This is a genomic window from Chryseobacterium sp. W4I1 (assembly GCF_030816115.1).
Taxonomy (GTDB): Bacteria; Bacteroidota; Bacteroidia; order Flavobacteriales; family Weeksellaceae; genus Chryseobacterium.
Genome location: NZ_JAUSXQ010000001.1, coordinates 2708303 through 2724819, shown reverse-complemented (window position 1 = coordinate 2724819; position 16517 = coordinate 2708303). Strand labels below are relative to the sequence as shown.

13 protein-coding genes are annotated in these 16517 nt (G+C 37.0%); 11 read left to right on the top strand and 2 right to left on the bottom strand.

Features of this window, described 5'->3' with window-relative positions:
- Window positions 1-165: 165 nt before the first annotated feature.
- Entirely contained in the window at window positions 166-1005 is an 840-nt protein-coding gene (locus QF044_RS12605) for an AraC family transcriptional regulator (RefSeq protein ID WP_307267741.1), read from the top strand.
- 82 nt (window positions 1006-1087) lie between these two features.
- Window positions 1088-2326, top strand: a complete 1239-nt coding sequence (locus QF044_RS12600; RefSeq protein ID WP_307267738.1) for an amidohydrolase — start codon at window positions 1088-1090, stop codon at window positions 2324-2326.
- A 199-nt stretch (window positions 2327-2525) separates the two neighbouring features.
- Here QF044_RS12600 and QF044_RS12595 read toward each other — a convergent pair whose 3' ends face one another.
- A complete protein-coding gene (locus QF044_RS12595; RefSeq protein ID WP_307267735.1) occupies window positions 2526-3950 on the bottom strand; it encodes a hypothetical protein in 1425 nt (474 codons plus the stop codon).
- A 32-nt stretch (window positions 3951-3982) separates the two neighbouring features.
- Entirely contained in the window at window positions 3983-6769 is a 2787-nt protein-coding gene (locus tag QF044_RS12590) for a TonB-dependent receptor (RefSeq protein ID WP_307267732.1), read from the bottom strand.
- Between the two features lie 193 nt (window positions 6770-6962).
- Between QF044_RS12590 and QF044_RS12585 the strand changes: the two genes are divergently transcribed.
- The 9 genes from QF044_RS12585 to QF044_RS12545 all read left to right on the top strand — a co-directional run bounded on the left by QF044_RS12585 (window position 6963) and on the right by QF044_RS12545 (window position 16399).
- Window positions 6963-7640: a response regulator transcription factor gene (locus tag QF044_RS12585; RefSeq protein WP_307267730.1), complete on the top strand. Its 678-nt coding sequence runs from the start codon at window positions 6963-6965 to the stop codon at window positions 7638-7640.
- A gap of 44 nt (window positions 7641-7684) precedes the next feature.
- Complete coding sequence (locus QF044_RS12580; RefSeq protein ID WP_307267727.1) at window positions 7685-8716, top strand: cell wall metabolism sensor histidine kinase WalK; 1032 nt, start codon at window positions 7685-7687, stop codon at window positions 8714-8716.
- A 134-nt stretch (window positions 8717-8850) separates the two neighbouring features.
- Window positions 8851-9447 carry a hypothetical protein gene (locus QF044_RS12575; protein WP_307267725.1) on the top strand — a complete coding sequence of 199 codons (597 nt, stop codon included), beginning with the start codon at window positions 8851-8853 and terminating at the stop codon, window positions 9445-9447.
- A gap of 256 nt (window positions 9448-9703) precedes the next feature.
- Window positions 9704-11050, top strand: coding sequence for an alpha-amylase family glycosyl hydrolase (locus QF044_RS12570; RefSeq protein WP_307267722.1), 1347 nt, complete (start codon window positions 9704-9706; stop codon window positions 11048-11050).
- Window positions 11051-11211: 161 nt separating this feature from the next.
- The gene (locus QF044_RS12565) at window positions 11212-11652 is read left to right on the top strand and encodes a hypothetical protein (protein WP_307267719.1); all 441 of its coding nucleotides are present in this window, start codon (window positions 11212-11214) and stop codon (window positions 11650-11652) included.
- Window positions 11653-11893: 241 nt separating this feature from the next.
- Complete coding sequence (locus QF044_RS12560) at window positions 11894-12643, top strand: SDR family NAD(P)-dependent oxidoreductase (protein WP_307267716.1); 750 nt, start codon at window positions 11894-11896, stop codon at window positions 12641-12643.
- Between the two features lie 121 nt (window positions 12644-12764).
- Complete coding sequence (locus QF044_RS12555) at window positions 12765-13559, top strand: thymidylate synthase (protein ID WP_307267713.1); 795 nt, start codon at window positions 12765-12767, stop codon at window positions 13557-13559.
- Window positions 13560-13646: 87 nt separating this feature from the next.
- Window positions 13647-13877, top strand: a complete 231-nt coding sequence (locus tag QF044_RS12550; protein ID WP_307267710.1) for a hypothetical protein — start codon at window positions 13647-13649, stop codon at window positions 13875-13877.
- Window positions 13878-13888: 11 nt separating this feature from the next.
- Complete coding sequence (locus tag QF044_RS12545) at window positions 13889-16399, top strand: M1 family metallopeptidase (RefSeq protein ID WP_307267707.1); 2511 nt, start codon at window positions 13889-13891, stop codon at window positions 16397-16399.
- Window positions 16400-16517 lie beyond the last annotated feature (118 nt).

The window sequence follows — 16517 nt, the reverse complement described above, 5'->3', positions numbered from 1 at the left end:
CTTGGGTGGGCTTCTTTTCTCAAAGTTTTAAACTTAAAATAACTCAGTGTAAAACTTTTGTTCCTTTTGTGGTTTAAAAAATCAAAGTTATTTAAAATGAAAATATCTTCGTCCGTTCAGATTTGTCATGTAAATTTTACTAATTTTAGGAGAAAATCAGACGGATTGAGCCATACAAATCATTTTCCAATCTTAGGAATTCAGGAGTTCAGTGAAAACCAGCTTCAAGGCTGTCATCTGCTTTTTAATGAACTGAATGGGGAGCGGTCTATTGATGATCCCCACAAGCATGATTTTTTTATTATTAACCTTTTTGAATATGGTAAAGGCAGCCATACTATTGATTTTAGAGAATATAAGGTAGGTAATTACCAGATCCACCTTGTTTTTCCTGACCAGGTTCATCAGTGGGTGATCGAAAAGGAAACGGTTGGATATCAGCTGATGATCAGCAGAGACTGGTTTGAAAGCTTTCTGCCTTCACTGAGATTTTCAGCTTCCTATTATCAGAATCATCCTGTTATTGATCTTTCTGAAAAAGCTTTCAAGACTTTCCTGTATGAATTTCAGGCGATCCGGCAAGAGGTAGAGGAAGAGAATATCTTTTGGGAAGTTATCCAGAAACGGAGCGAACTGATTGGGTTATTGGTCAGTAAATCAGTAGAAGGAGCTTTCAAGGATTTTGAAATGTATCATTCCAATCCTATTATTTCTAAATTTTTACAGCTTATTGATAAACATTTCAAAACAGAAAGATCGGTTTCTTTCTATGCCGAAAAGCTTCATATTTCTGCCAATTATTTAAATATAGTCTGTAGGAAAAACCTGAAAACTTCGGCTTCATCACTTATTCAGGACCGAATTCTTCTGGAAGCCAAGCGTCTTCTGAAAGTATCAGAAATGTCTGTAAAGGATATTGTGTATGATCTGGGATTTTATGATCATGCCAGTTTTTCCAAATTTTTCAAAGCACAGACGGGAATGACTCCGTCGCAATTCAAATAATAATTGATACAAAACAAAGCATAATTGATACACGGGTTCTGAATAAAGGCGGTGTAACTTTGTCCTGTTAAAAAGAAAAGTTATGCAGTTTCCCTATCAATTGGTTGCAAAAAGAAAATATTCTCTCAAAAATGTCCATCTTGAAACGGGGTTTGAATATGATGAAGAAGAAGTAATCAGCACAAAAACTGACCTTTTCAGTATTGAAATTGAAGAAGGAAAAATCAAAGCTGTAAAAGCAAATGACCCGGCTTCTGATGCTTTGGATGCCAAAGGGTTTCTGATGCTTCCCGCTTTCAGAGATATGCATATTCATCTGGATAAAACATTATACGGACTTCCATGGCAAGCGCTTTCACCAAAAAGAAGAACGGTAAAAGATATGATTGCCTATGAGCAGCAAATCATTCCTGAACTTTTAAAAACATCTGTAGATAGGGCAGAGCAGCTGATCAGTCTGTTGCAGCATTACGGAACTCATTTTGCGAGAACTCATTTTAATATTGATCCCACTTCAGGTTTAAAATCACTGGAGCATCTTGAAAAATCACTGGACAACAAAAAAAACTCTTTTAAGGCTGAACTTGTTGCTTTTCCACAGCATGGCCTGTATTATACGGATACTGTTGCCTTGATGAAAGATGTAGCACAATTGAAAAGTGTTGATTTTATCGGAGGACTTGACCCTTTTAGTATTGACGGAAATATTGAGAAAGTACTCGATTTTACGGTACAGCTGGCTTTAGACCATAAAAAAGGAATAGATATCCATCTGCATGAAGTGGGAGAGTCGGGAATGAAAACCATCAATTACCTGATTGATAAAGCAATTGAAAATCAACAGTTACAAGGAAAGATATTTGTAAGCCATGCTTTTGCTCTGGGACATCTTTCGCCAAAGGAAACGGAAAAGATCGCCGAAAGACTGGCAGAAGGAAAAGTGGGAATTGTATCTTCTGTTCCATTCAGAGGGACAATGATGCCGATTCCTGTATTGAAAAGATATGGTGTAAATGTTCTGATCGGAAATGATAATGTGCAGGATTACTGGAGTACGTTCGGATCGGGAAATATGCTGCAGAAAGCCAATCTGATTGCGGAACTGTATGGATATGAAACTGAATTCCAACTGTCCAGAACACTTCAGTTTGCGACTCAAAGTATTCTTCCATTGGATGATAAAGGAAATCGGCAATGGCCAGGACCGGGTGATGATGCATCGGTAGTTTTGACAAATGCTTCATGTTCTGCAGAAGCCGTTGCCAGAATATCTAAGATTGAAGCCCTGATGACTGAAGGGAATCTATTCTGGAGATCATAATTGAATATATATTTTTTATATACTTGTTTTTGTGAATAAAGCCATCGGATTTTCTGATGGTTTTTTCATTCTAATGTTACTAATTATTAATAATGAAAAGCCACCAGAAAAAATTCTGATGGCTTTTGAAATTTGATATGAAGAAACTAGTTACTTAGTATATAAGCTAATCTGGTATATACAGTGACTGAACTATGTATTATAAATTAAAGTTTGTCCAACCTGCATACCATGTATCACTGGCATCTTTAACAGCTCCCCTGTAAGTTACAGGCGTAAACCAGCTTGTTAATTTAGCGTGAGTAAATAAACCTCCTGTTAATAAAGGTGATCCTGAAGCAGGAGAGAAGTTTGGAGTAGTTCCTGCAGGAGCCCATGCGTTGGTTAATTTTACATCAGCAGTATACGTTAGCATAGAATTCGCTCCTGTATTGAACCAGGTAGTAAGATCTGCCAAAGTGTAAGGTGTAGGAGTAGAAGTAGATGGTCCGAATTTTAAAGGAGTTGTATTTCCTGCTAAAATATTATTCTGGAACACCAAACTGTTTCCTGTGATGTTAGCATCTGTAGGTGTACCTTTTGTAGCGTCGATAAACAAACCAACCGGGAATCCTGTGAAAACAGAGTTAAATACTGAAATTGATGAATTTCTTCTGATCTGCAATGCATTTTGGAACAGAGAGTTGATTGATCCTGCATTGGTTGCTGTGCTTGAAGAGTTGATTGGCCCAATAATAGTCATATTTGAGAAAATAGCAGACGTTTTTGGTGTTAAAGTAGAACCGTTAGCATCATTATCAGATTCAAATCCGTTAGAACCCGAAACGTCAGCAACCTGAGAATCTCTTACCGCAATACCAAACTGGATTTTTCCTGAAAAACCGTTATCAGTATCGAAATCGTCATCAAGACCTTTATAAGAAATAAGGTGAGAACAGTTTACCGTTCCTCCGAACCACTCAAAACTGTCGTCGTTAGCATAAGCAACTTCTACGTAATCTACCGTAGTTCCGCTACCAACACCTCCAAAAGTAATTCCGTTGATTTCTTTATCTGGTAAGAACGCATACCCTGCATATTCTACTCTTACATATTTTAAAATACCGCTATTATCTGCAGCATTGGTTCCTCCGTAAAGTCCAAGACCTTCAGTGTTGTTGATCCCTCCTTCGATCTCCCCAACTCCTTGCTGGTTGTTGAAAGAAGCGTTGGTAGGAGCAGCTCCTAAGATTACTAAACCTGCCCAGTCTCCTCTTTTAGGACTTGGTTTCTCTGAAGTAAATATAATTGGGTTTGCAGCAGTTCCTTCTGCCATGATTTTACTTCCTCTTGTAATAATTAGTGATCCGTTTTTGTCAGCCTCACCTACAATTTTTGTTCCTGGCTCAATAGTTAATGTAGCTCCGTTAGTTACATATACTAATCCTCTTAGCTTATAAGTGTTATTAGCCTTAAGTGTAAGATTAGCTGTTATCTTTCCTGAAAGAATTAGGTTTTCAGTATTTCCACCGCCTGATCCTCCATTTTGAACGATAGTTTCACCATCTTCTTCTATATTTCTACATGCGGTAATAGTGGTTGCTAATGTACCAAGCATTAAAGAGTATAAAACAATTTTTTTCATGTTATAAAGACTTATTTTTTATTAGATTTAAATTAAAAGCTATATCCTAGAGTTAAACTGATGTTTGTTCCTGTTACTCTGTCAATAGCAAGCGCATCTGCACTGTCGTATTTTTTATTATTATTAAGGTCGTGGTAGAAGTTCGCATGACGGTTCAGGATATCTGAAACATTCAGCTTGATCTCTCCTTTGTTCTGCCAGATTTTCTTGGCAACCTGGAAATCAAGAAGTGGTCTTGGGTTTTCCCAGATTGGTGGAACCTGATCGTTTCCTACATAAAGAATCCTTCTTCCGATCATGTTGAAAAGTACTGTTGAAGTCCAGCCTGTTTTTTCAGTATCATACTGTAAGCTCAGGTTGACAGTGTAAGGAGATTGTCCCTGCATTGGTCTGTCAATGTTCGTAGCCTTGTCCGTTACTTTGTTTTTGATTAAGGCAAAGTTTCCGCCGAAAGTGAAGTTTTTAAGAGCACTGACGAAATCCAGTTTTTTTCTGAATTCCAGCTCAGCTCCATAAGCATCTGCTTTATCTACGTTCAGATAATTGAAGGTATTACTTGTTCCTACACCGGACTGGTTAAAGTATAATTCAATAGGGTTTTTAAAGTTTTTGTAGAAACCGGCAACGGAAAGAATTTCACCATTTCTCGGATACCATTCCCAACGTATGTCGGCATTGGTTATTTTTGTTCTCTGGATATATTTATTACCGATCACTGTAGCTCCTAAATCAAAATCATAGTATGCTAACGGAGAAACTTCTCTAAATTCCGGTCTTACAACGGTCTGTGAACCTGCAACACGTAAATTCATATTGTTAGTCAGCTTAAATGTCATATTTAAAGCTGGTAAAAAGTCAGTAACACGAGTATTCACAAAACGGTCATCACTTTTCTTTGTACTTCCAACCAATTGGTCAAAATTTTCAACTCTTAATCCCCATACCGCTCTGAACCAAGATGCAAAGTTATTGTCAAACTGTAAATAACCTGCATTTAGGATAGTATTGGCAATATATCTGTACTGGTTTCCTGCAATTTCGTCGAACGTAAATTTGCCTCCGTCTGTTCCGAAATTCTCAGGACTGAAGATAGTTTCAAACGGTTGCGAAAGCAACCCCTGGTTATATCCTGAAAGCCTTACAGAGAATGGTCTGGAATTATAGATCCTATCTTTTACCTGGAATAAATATCCACCTTTTACCGTTTGTTTTTGTCCAAACATTGTAAAAGTTTTAGATAGATCGCCACCTGCATTATATAAGTAATCGCTCAGTGTAGAATAAAATACACTTCCTGATTTTTGTGAAAGTCCGTTAGAAATCAAAGCCAGATAAGGACTTCCTGTCATATCCGGATATTGGTTATATTGCAGACGCTGCAATAATGGAATATACTGATCCAGGATACCGAAACTTCCGTACCAGTTGAAAGTAAGACCTCCAAGAGCATCTATTTTGTGAGTACCGTTAAGCGTTGAATTGTAGAAAGTAGTTTCCTTAAATCCAATTTCTCTTGCCATGATATTTGTTCCGTTTACAGGATCAAATTCAAAATCCTTTCCTGTTCTGAAAGACATATGATTTACCGTATTATTGGTAATAATATTTTTCAGGGAAATTTTATTATTGCTGTTAAGCTTTAAAGTAAGATTTAATAAACCGCCTAAGATAATATCGTTTTGATATTTTTCAGTATAATAATCGAAGTTCGTATCGGCAAGCTGATCATTAATCGTAAAGAAACGGTTCTGAGATTCGATTCTTCTTTTGTTGTTACTGTAGTTAAGAACTGCAATAACACCCAAATCTTTTCCAAATACCTTTGTATTGAAACCACCATCAAGCTGGAAGCTCAAATTCTCAGGATATCCGATACTGTTGTAGCCAAGATTCTTTACATATTGTTTACCGATTGCTGTTTTATTAGCCTCATCTAAAATACCAAAAGCATTTTTTGCAGGCATATCAGAAGGAAGTTTTCTATATCCGTCATCAATTCCCAGGAAATCCCATTTTCCGCCTTTCTGCATATGGAATTCCTGCCCCATTGTAATAGAATTTCCTCCAACACCTACCTGAAGATTGAAAAAGTTCTTATTGGGAATATCTTTAGTATTTACCTGTATAAGTCCTCCAGCCCATTCACCACTGTATTCAGGAATGAAAGTCTTATTGATAACAAGGGTTTCAATAACGTTAGCAGGGAAAAGGTCAAAAGAAAAAGTTTTTCTGTCCGGCTCCGTACTGGATAGCTGAATGCCGTTTAGCATAGCCTGGTTGTAACGGTCTGACAGACCTCTTACCACAATGTATTTTCCATCGGCCAAACTTACACCCGAAACCCTTTTCAGAACTTCTCCTGTATTTCTGTCCGGGCTTCTTTTGATTGCTTCAACTCCGATCACCTGAGAAACTACCCCAGAATTTCTTTGTAAGCCAATGGTAGAGGCTATGGTTTCCTTTCTGGCATTGGATTTTATAACAACTCCCTCAATTTCTTTAGTTGATGGTTTGTTCAAAACAATATCAAGATGAGTATTTGCATCAGTTTTTACCGTAACTTCACTGATCTCTTTCCTGTTGTATCCGTTAGAAGATACCGTTATAACATAATTGGTTCCCGGTGACAGATTAATAGAATAGTATCCGGAAATGTCAGTGGTTACTTCCTGATCATTTACTTTTACTTTTACACCTTCTATAGGATTGTTGTCTTTCTCGTCCAATACCCTGCCTTCTAAAACCTGACTTTGTGCAAAAGCATAGCCGGCAGAAAACAAAGCAAGTAGCATAATACTCTTATGGAGTTGTTTTTTCATTTTTACTTTATCTTACTAGATTCTTTCGGTGCAAAGGAATAAAAGATTGCCGGTGTAAATGGTTTAGCGAATTTTAATTTTTTCTTAACTAAACATTAAGAAAAGGGTATTATTGTTAACTTTATATGAACGATAATTGATTCGTTCATCTGTACTTTAAAATTTATTAACTTTGACTCAGTAAAAATTTAAAATGAACCAAAAGAAAATACTCTTAATAGACGACGAGCTGGATATTTTAGAGATTCTGTCTTACAACCTGGAAAAAGAAGGCTATGATATCTATACAGCCACAAACGGTAACGAAGGGATCGAAAAAGCCAAAGAAATTATTCCCGATCTTATCCTATTAGATGTTATGATGCCTGAAAAAGACGGTATCGAAACCTGCCAGGAGCTTCGTAAAGTAAAAGAGCTGCAGAAAACACTCATCGTTTTCCTTTCTGCAAGAAGCGAAGAATTCTCCCAGTTAGCAGGATTTCAGGCAGGAGCCAACGACTACATTGTAAAGCTGATCAAGCCGAAGGTTCTTACTTCCAAAGTGAATGCTTTATTACAGCTGACTTCCCAGGTTTCGGATAATGCTAAATTAATAGAGATTGGTGATCTGGTGATTGATAAAGATAACTTCAGGGTCTCAAAAAGCGGTCAGCAGTTCCTTCTTCCTAAAAAAGAGTTTGACTTGCTTTATCTTTTAGCTTCAAATACAGAAAAAGTCTTTAAAAGAGAGGAAATTCTGGAAAAAGTTTGGGGTAATGATGTGATTGTAGGAGAAAGAACCATTGATGTTCACATCAGAAGACTAAGAGAAAAACTGGGAATCAATACCATTCAGACATTGAAAGGAATAGGATATAAGCTTATCGTTTAATAACTTAAATTCCTACATTACATAATCCATAAAAACTTGTAAAATTGAAATTTTACAGACTTACACTCGTCGCCTCGTGTCTTCTGACACTGGTGATGTTTCTTTTAGTAATCATTTTTGATTCACTGAAGGATATCTATTACCGGACTCCACTTTTCAAAATTGGCCTTACCATCTGCCTGATTGTCATTTTTATGATCAATTATGTAGTTCTTGAACTCCTTTTCAACTATTACGGAAGAAAACAGGTTCGTGGACTTTCGCAAATGCTTCCTCAGGAAATTGTTCATGATAACAATGAGAATATAACCATTAAGGAATTGGGTGAAAGATTCTCAGATCTCAATCAACAGCAGATCACAGAGATCGATATGATGAAAGAAATGGAAAGCTACCGGAAAGAATACATCGGAAACGTTTCCCATGAACTTAAAACCCCGTTGTTTTCTATTCAGGGATATGTAGAGACTCTGAGAGACGGTGGTGTAGACAACCTTACCATCCGTGACAAATATCTGGAAAGAATCGATAAATCTGTAGAAAGGCTCATCGCAATCGTTACAGATCTTGACATGATCAACCGTCTGGAAGCAGGAGAAATCAGTATCACCAACTCAAGATTTGACGTTAACCTTCTCATCAAAGAGATTTTTGACCTTCTTGAATATGAAGCGGAAAAACATAATACCACGCTCCAGATCCAAACCCTTCATCCCCAAATCTTTGTAGATGCAGACAAGCAGAAGATCTCACAGGTTTTTATTAATTTAATTTCAAATGCCATCCATTATGCCAACAGGCAGGAAGCTAAAGTGGTTGTAAAAACCAGTGTTCTAAAAAATAAAGTTCTCATTGAGGTCATAGACAACGGTATGGGAATAAAAGCGGAAGCACTTCCAAGGATCTTCGAAAGATTCTACCGTGTGGAAACCAGCAGAAGCAGAAGAGAAGGAGGTTCCGGCCTCGGCCTTGCTATTGTAAAACACATCCTGGAAGCCCATAACGAAAATATCACCGTGGAAAGCGTCTATCTTGAAGGAACCAAATTCAGTTTTATGCTTGAAAAAAGTAAATAATTCCGGCAAAATGTAAGGAAAAAAAATATTTTAAAAAATCCTGAAATATTTTTTTGTCACCTCTCATTTATTATATATTTGCAATAGAGATTTATCATAATAATTAAGGCAAAAAAGTAATTTAAGAAACTGGTATGGTTTATAAAATCCGCGTAATATTAGATGCGAAAGAGGATATTTTCCGTGATATTGAAGTAAAAGGAAAGCAATCACTATGGAACTTACATTTAGGAATTAAAAGTGCGTTCAATCTGCAGGGAGAAGAGCTTTCTACTTTTAATATGCTGGAAGATGACGGGACAATACTTAAAAGTGTTCCCCTGGAAGATATGAGTGATGATGGTGATGGCGAGATTATGTCAGATGTGTACATTGATGAAGCTTTTGAAAAGGAAGGAGACAAGGCTCAGTTCCAGTATGGACTTCTTGACCTTTGGGAATTCTTCTGTGAGCTTGTGGAAATCATTGATGAAACAAAAGGAGTCAACTATCCTATCACGGTATACAGATTTGGAAACGTTCCTTTAAAAGCACCAAGCAGAAGCGGAAGTGGTGGAGGATCTAAAAAAAGATCAGCAATGCCGTTACTAGATGATGATTTCAATTTTGACGACGATTTTGTAAGCACCACTGTTTTTGAAGATGAAGATGACGACAGTTTCGATGATGATGAAGAAGAAAACTACAACGATGATGTTTTCGATGAAGAAGACAACGACGATGAAAGATAACATCTGAATACAATATATAGCCCTGGATTAGTCCGGGGCTTTTATTTTTATGTCAATTGTAAATTTTGCTTTATAGGTAAAGCGTAAAATTTAAAAAAATTTCAGTCATTCTAGAAATAAAACCTTCACCATTATGATTTCACACTTTAAAAATTCACTTGCGAAGCAAAATTCACCATTCACCATTCACTTTTTTATCTTTCACCTTTTCTTTTTTCACAAAAAAACATTCCTTACTTTTGTTAAAAATAGATGAATGAAGAAATTAATTCTATTAGCAATAATTGGTCTGGGAATTGTCTCCTGTACCACACAAAATACAAAAAGCACTATGGATCTGCCGAAAGACTGGAAGCACAACACCAATATATACGAAGTAAATATCAGACAATATACACAGGAAGGAACATTCAAAGCATTTGAAAAAGAAATGCCCCGCCTGAAACAGATGGGAGTGAAAACCCTTTGGTTCATGCCTGTTACGCCTATTGCCCAGCAAAATAAAAAAGGAAGTTTAGGAAGTCAGTATGCCGCCTCGGATTATACATCCATCAATCCTGAATTTGGAACGATGAACGACTTCAAACATATGGTAAATGAAGCCCACAGACTGGGTTTCAAAGTAATCATAGACTGGGTTGCCAATCATACAGGATGGGACCACATCTGGACAAAAACACATCCCGAATTCTATCTGAAAGATCCTGACGGGAATTTCCATAAAGCTTCCGGAATGGATGATATCATTGAACTGGATTATAAAAATCAGGAGATGAGGCTGGCGATGATAGATGCCATGAAATTCTGGGTAAAAGAAACGGGTATTGATGGATTCAGATGCGACCTTGCTTCCTGGGTAGAAGTCGATTTCTGGCAGCAGGCACGCCCGGAAGTGGAGAAAATAAAACCTCTTTTCTGGTTGGGAGAATTTGACGAGCTGGAAAGCCCTGAATATGGAAAAGTATTTGATGCCAGCTATTCATGGAAGTGGATGCACAAATCTGCTGATTATTACAAAAAGAATGAACCGCTACAGGAACTTAAAGATCTCCTGGTACAATATTCCAATATTGGTGACAGCTCAATGAGAGCCTGGTTTACATCCAATCACGATGAAAACTCATGGAACGGAACAGAATATGAAAAATATGGAGTGATTACAAAACCAATGGCTGTATTCTCTGCAACATGGAATGGCGTTCCTTTACTATATTCAGGTCAGGAGCTTCCCAATATGAAAAGACTGGAATTCTTTGAAAAAGACGCCATCAAATGGACCAATACCTACCAGATGGCAGAATTCTATAAAACATTATTTGAATTAAAAGCGTCTAATTCTGCTTTAAGAGGCGGAGATAGCAAGGTGTCTACTTATCTGCTAAATACAACAGCTAATGATAAAATCCTGGCCTATGTAAGGAAAAATGGCAAAGATGAGGTATTGGTAGTCCTGAATATGTCTAAACAACCTGTTAATTTCAGCATTGAAGATCAAAATCTTTCAGGAGCTTTTAAAAATGTTTTTGACAGATCAAAAAGAGATTTTGATAATGGAAAAGATTTCTCCTTCAAAGTTTCAGATTACGCTGTTTTTGAAAAATAAGGTAAATTAAAATATTATCAATTCAATAGGAGTGGGCTTTAGCCCACTTATTTTATGCATATTTGCATCCGGCTTCAGCCAAATTTGTATTTTTAATTTTCCGGACAATCATTATTAATTGTACTGTAGGCTAAAAAAATCTACATCAAACTTTCATACACATGAACAAACAGGAACTGTTAAATAGTATAAAAACAAAGATCACAGACAAAATTCAATCTTTTGAAAACCTGATTGCAGAAACCCGTGCCTCAAGCAACGATACCAAAAGCTCGATGGGTGATAAATACGAAACCGGCCGTGAGATGCTTCAGCAGGAAATCAACAACCTTCAGAGACAGCTCAATGAAGCTTTGATCCAGCAGTCTGTGATCCAAAAAATTTCTGCTGAGCCTTCCGTGAAGGCTCAGGGTGGTGCTTTAATCAAAACAGATAAAGGATTATTTTACATTACGGTATCAGCTGGGGAAATTATTTCTGAAGGTAAAAAGATAATGACCATATCTGCTGAATCACCGTTGGCAAAAGCAATGTCTGGAAAAAAAGAACATGAAAACTTTACTGTAAATAATATCACACAGGTTATTAAAACTATTTGGTAAATCAGCTAAAGAAATTTATACTTCTTTTCTGTTTTAGTTAATTCAAAAAAATAGGCATTATACAATTGTTTATTTTTGATATTTCAGAAATATTTTTGCTTTAAAATATGTTATTTAAGATATTTTAATATTGCATCATTAAATTTAAGAAAACTTTATTGTTAAATTTTAATAATTGATAATTTTTTCACGTAACTTTATTATAGTTATTTAAAGGAAAAACATATTAAATTTTATCAATATGGGAATTTTAGAAAACAAAGTTGCGCTTGTAACAGGTGCCGGTTCAGGAATCGGATTGGCCGTAGCCCAACTTTATGCTAAGGAAGGTGCAAAAGTTATTGTATCAGATATCAATGAAGAACACGGACAACAGGCCGTTGAACAAATTAAATCAGAAGGCGGTGAAGCTTCATTCATTAAAGCCGATACTTCAAATCCCGAACAGGTAGAAGCACTGGTCAGGAAAACAGCAGAAATATACGGAAGACTTGATATTGCCTGCAACAATGCAGGGATTGGTGGAGAACCGGCCTTGACCGGAGATTACAGTCTCGACAGCTGGAGGAAAGTGCTAAGCATCAATCTGGATGGGGTATTTTATGGCTGTAAATATGAGATTCAGCAGATGGAACAGAACGGTGGCGGTGTGATCGTCAATATGGCATCCATCCACGGAACAGTGGCAGCGCCGCTTTCTTCTGCATATACCACAGCCAAGCATGCTGTAGTAGGACTTACCAAAAATATCGGAGCAGAATATGGGCAGAGGGCTATTAGATGTAATGCAGTTGGTCCCGGATATATTGATACTCCTCTTTTACAGGAACTTGATGAAGATAAGAAGCACGCTCTCATAGAAAAACATCCTATCGGACGTCTGGGAACAGCCCAGGAAGTGGCAGAGCTGGTGCTTTTCCTTAGTTCAGATAAATCCTCATTTATGACAGGCGGATATTATCTTGTAGATGGCGGTTACACAGCTGTTTAATAGAAAAAAGAGATAAACCTTATCTATAGCATTCATGAAAATGAATGCTTTTTTATGACCTATGATAACCTAAAATCAGTTAGTTTTTTCTAAATTTGAACCATAAAAACAGCTTTTAAAAATGCAGAATTACTTAGACCTTTTACAGCATATCCTGGACAACGGTACAGATAAAACCGACAGAACCGGAACCGGAACCAGAAGTGTTTTTGGCTATCAGCTGAGATATGATCTGTCAAAAGGTTTTCCTATGGTGACAACCAAAAAAGTACATCTGAAATCTATTATTTATGAATTGTTGTGGTTTTTGAAAGGAGATACCAACGTGAAATATCTAAATGACAACGGAGTAAGTATCTGGGACGAATGGGCAGACGAAAATGGAGATTTAGGTCCTGTTTACGGAGCACAATGGAGAAGCTGGCAGGGAGCAAATGGGAAAGTAGTGGATCAGATTACAGAAGTAATCGATCAGATCAAGAAAAATCCCGATTCCAGAAGACTGATCGTTTCCGCATGGAATGCTGCCGAAATTCCAAATATGGCACTGGCACCATGTCACGCATTATTCCAGTTTTATGTGGCAGATGGAAAACTTTCATTACAACTGTATCAGAGAAGTGCTGACGTATTTTTGGGTGTACCGTTCAATATCGCAAGCTATGCATTATTGCTGATGATGGTAGCTCAGGTATGTGATCTTGAAGTTGGGGATTATGTTCACAGTTTCGGGGATGTTCATATTTATAATAACCATTTTGAGCAGGTGAAAAAACAACTTTCCAGAGAGACAAGATCTCTTCCGACAATGAAGCTGAATCCTGAGATCAGAAATATTTTTGATTTTAATTTTGAAGACTTTACCCTTGAAAACTATGATCCGCATCCGGGGATCAAAGCTCCTGTAGCTATTTAATGAGATTTTAAAATAAAGAAGTGGAGATTAGGTCTTCACTTTTTTTGTAACTTTTAAGGTAAATTTAGGACCTATTTATTTTCTATTATGAAATCAATTAAAATTACCATTGAAAAGGATGTAGACGCCGAAAAACTGAAAGAAATTTTACTGCAGATTAAAGGCGTGGCATCCATCGAAATCATTGATGACGAAAATCCAGAAAGTGAGCTGAAAAAAGCTTTCGCCAAAACCAAGGAACAGCTCAAAAAGGGCGACTATGAAACTTTGGTTAACGATATTTTCGATATAATAACAAAGAATAATTCTAAAAAATAATAAAGTAATAAATGAAAAAGGCGATCTTATCAATGGCTATACTGGGAATTTTATTTTCCGCTAACGTATCAGCACAGACCGAAACTTCAGGAAGAGAAAAAGTATACAGAGCCACAAACACGAAAGTAACGGAGCTTAAACATACCAAGCTGAAAGTAAATTTCGATTATCAGAAAGAGCAGATGGGAGGTGAAGAATGGCTGACAGCGTCTCCTTACTTTTATCCTACGAATCAATTAATCCTTGATGCAAAAGGGATGTTGATCCACGAAGTCGCTCTTGATAACAACGGCAAAAGATCACCTCTGAAATATGAATATAAAGATGAAATCCTGACGATCAGCTTGGATAAAACTTATCAGAAAAACCAGGAATATACAGTATATATAAAGTATACAGCACGTCCGAATGAGGTAAAACAAAAAGGCAGCATGGCCATCAATGATGCCAAAGGACTTTATTTCATCAACGCACAGGGAAAAGATCCGGATAAGCCAACGCAGATCTGGACGCAGGGTGAAACAGAATCTTCATCTGCATGGTTTCCAACCATCGATAAGCCCAATCAGAAAACTACTCAGGAGATCTACATGACGGTTCCTGATAAATATGTAACCCTTTCCAACGGAATTTTAAAAGATTCACAGAAAGAAGCAAACAATTTAAGAACCGACCATTGGGTGATGGATAAAAGACATGCTACTTATCTGTTCTTTATGGGAGTAGGTGAGTATGCTATTGTTAAAGACAAATGGAAAAATATTCCCGTAGATTATTATATTGAAAAAGAGTATGAACCTTATGCAAAACAGATTTACGGAAACACGCCGGAAATGATCGAGTTTTTCTCTAAAAAAATGGGCTACGATTATCCTTGGCCAAAATATGCACAGATCTCAGGCAGAGATTATGTAAGTGGCGCCATGGAAAATACAACGGCAACCCTTCACGGAAGTGATGTTCTTCAAAAACCGGGACAGCTGATTGATGAGAATAAATGGGAAGATGTCATTGCTCATGAATTATTCCACCACTGGTTTGGAGATCTTGTGACGGCAGAAAGCTGGAGTAACCTTACCGTGAATGAATCTTTTGCCGACTATTCCGAATACCTCTGGAATGAATACAAATACGGAAAAGATCAGGCAGATTACCGTCAGATGATGAATGTAAATATGTACATTCATAATCCGGCAGATTTTAAGAAAAACCTGGTGAGGTTTAATTATGATTCCCGTGAAGATGTTTTTGATTTGGTGACTTACCAGAAAGGAGGCGGTATTCTTCATATGCTGAGAAATTATTTGGGTGATGATGCCTTTTTTGCCGGAATGAATGATTATCTGAAAACAAATGAGTATCAAAATGCAGAAGCTCACCAATTGAGACTGTCTTTTGAAAAAGTTTCAGGAAAAGATTTGAACTGGTTCTTTAATCAATGGTACTTCGGAAGCGGAAATCCAAAGTTAAACTACACGTTTACCTTCGAACCTGTCAAAAAACAAGTTGCCGTAACGATCAATCAGTCCCAGGAGCAGATGTTTGAGTTTCCTCTTGCAATTGATGTTTATGACAATGGAAAGCCCAAAAGATATAATGTATGGGTAAACGCCGAAGCAAAGAACACGTTCAATTTTGATGTGTCTAAAACTCCGGATCTTATCAACATCAATGCAGATGGAATTTTGCTGGCAGACATTACCGAGACCAAAACTCCTGAGCAGAATCTTATGCAGTTTACAAACTCTAAGGAATTTAAGAGCAGATACAATGCTTTACTTGATATAAAAGATCAGGTTGGAAAGAATCCTTCAGCTACAAAATTGCTTTCTGCCGCATTAAGAGATCCGTATTTTAAAACAAGAATCAAAGCCCTTCAGTTAATGGATCTTTCCAATCCTGAACAGATGAAGGCCTTAGGTGCAGATGTTGAAAAATTAGCATCCAATGATCCCAGGACATTAGTTCAGGCAGCAGCTATTGCTGCACTGGCTAAAACTAAGGATAAAAAATATCTTCCGCTTTTTGAAAAAGGAATTAGTGCAGTTTCCAATGCAGTAAAAGGAAATTCATTAAGCGCTGTAGTAATGATAGATCCTTCAAAAGCCAATACGCTGGCTGATAAAATTGATCTTGAAGGGGCATCAGACGAACTGTTGGGGCAGTTGCTTCCTGTCATTGTAAAAAATAAGATAACTTCTCAGATGGCTAATATTACTCCGTTAGTGGCATTTTATCCGTTTATTAAATTCCAGAATCCGGAATTAGGAAAATCTGCAGAAGAAGGATACAACTGGATTATGAGCTCAGATAACCTGAAAGCTACTGAAAACATTACAAAAATAATAAGTCATGCAAAAGGAGAGATGGGAGATAATCCTCAGGTAAAAATGATGATTTCCCAAATGCTGAAAGATGGCTTGAATAAAAAGATGGAATTGTTGAGACAAAATCCTCAAAATGCTGCAAGCATCAACAGGCAGATCGATGCAATCAATAAGGCCATTGAAGATTTTAAATAAATCGGCTATTAATTTTGAGTACTCCTGAAAATAAAGAAGTAAACAAATAACTAAAAAAAACAGTGGAAATTTTAGAATTTCTGCTGTTTTTCTTTATTCTCCAGTGCTAATTCAAATG

Excerpts from the sequence above, each read along its gene's own strand:
- QF044_RS12600 (WP_307267738.1), top strand. The coding sequence starts at position 1,088 with ATGCAGTTTCCCTATCAATTGGTTGCAAAAAGAAAATATTCTCTCAAA.
- QF044_RS12595 (WP_307267735.1), bottom strand. The coding sequence starts at position 3,950 with ATGAAAAAAATTGTTTTATACTCTTTAATGCTTGGTACATTAGCAACC.
- QF044_RS12590 (WP_307267732.1), bottom strand. The coding sequence starts at position 6,769 with ATGAAAAAACAACTCCATAAGAGTATTATGCTACTTGCTTTGTTTTCT.
- QF044_RS12585 (WP_307267730.1), top strand. The coding sequence starts at position 6,963 with ATGAACCAAAAGAAAATACTCTTAATAGACGACGAGCTGGATATTTTA.
- QF044_RS12575 (WP_307267725.1), top strand. The coding sequence starts at position 8,851 with ATGGTTTATAAAATCCGCGTAATATTAGATGCGAAAGAGGATATTTTC.
- QF044_RS12570 (WP_307267722.1), top strand. The coding sequence starts at position 9,704 with ATGAAGAAATTAATTCTATTAGCAATAATTGGTCTGGGAATTGTCTCC.
- QF044_RS12565 (WP_307267719.1), top strand. The coding sequence starts at position 11,212 with ATGAACAAACAGGAACTGTTAAATAGTATAAAAACAAAGATCACAGAC.
- QF044_RS12560 (WP_307267716.1), top strand. The coding sequence starts at position 11,894 with ATGGGAATTTTAGAAAACAAAGTTGCGCTTGTAACAGGTGCCGGTTCA.
- QF044_RS12555 (WP_307267713.1), top strand. The coding sequence starts at position 12,765 with ATGCAGAATTACTTAGACCTTTTACAGCATATCCTGGACAACGGTACA.
- QF044_RS12550 (WP_307267710.1), top strand. The coding sequence starts at position 13,647 with ATGAAATCAATTAAAATTACCATTGAAAAGGATGTAGACGCCGAAAAA.
- QF044_RS12545 (WP_307267707.1), top strand. The coding sequence starts at position 13,889 with ATGAAAAAGGCGATCTTATCAATGGCTATACTGGGAATTTTATTTTCC.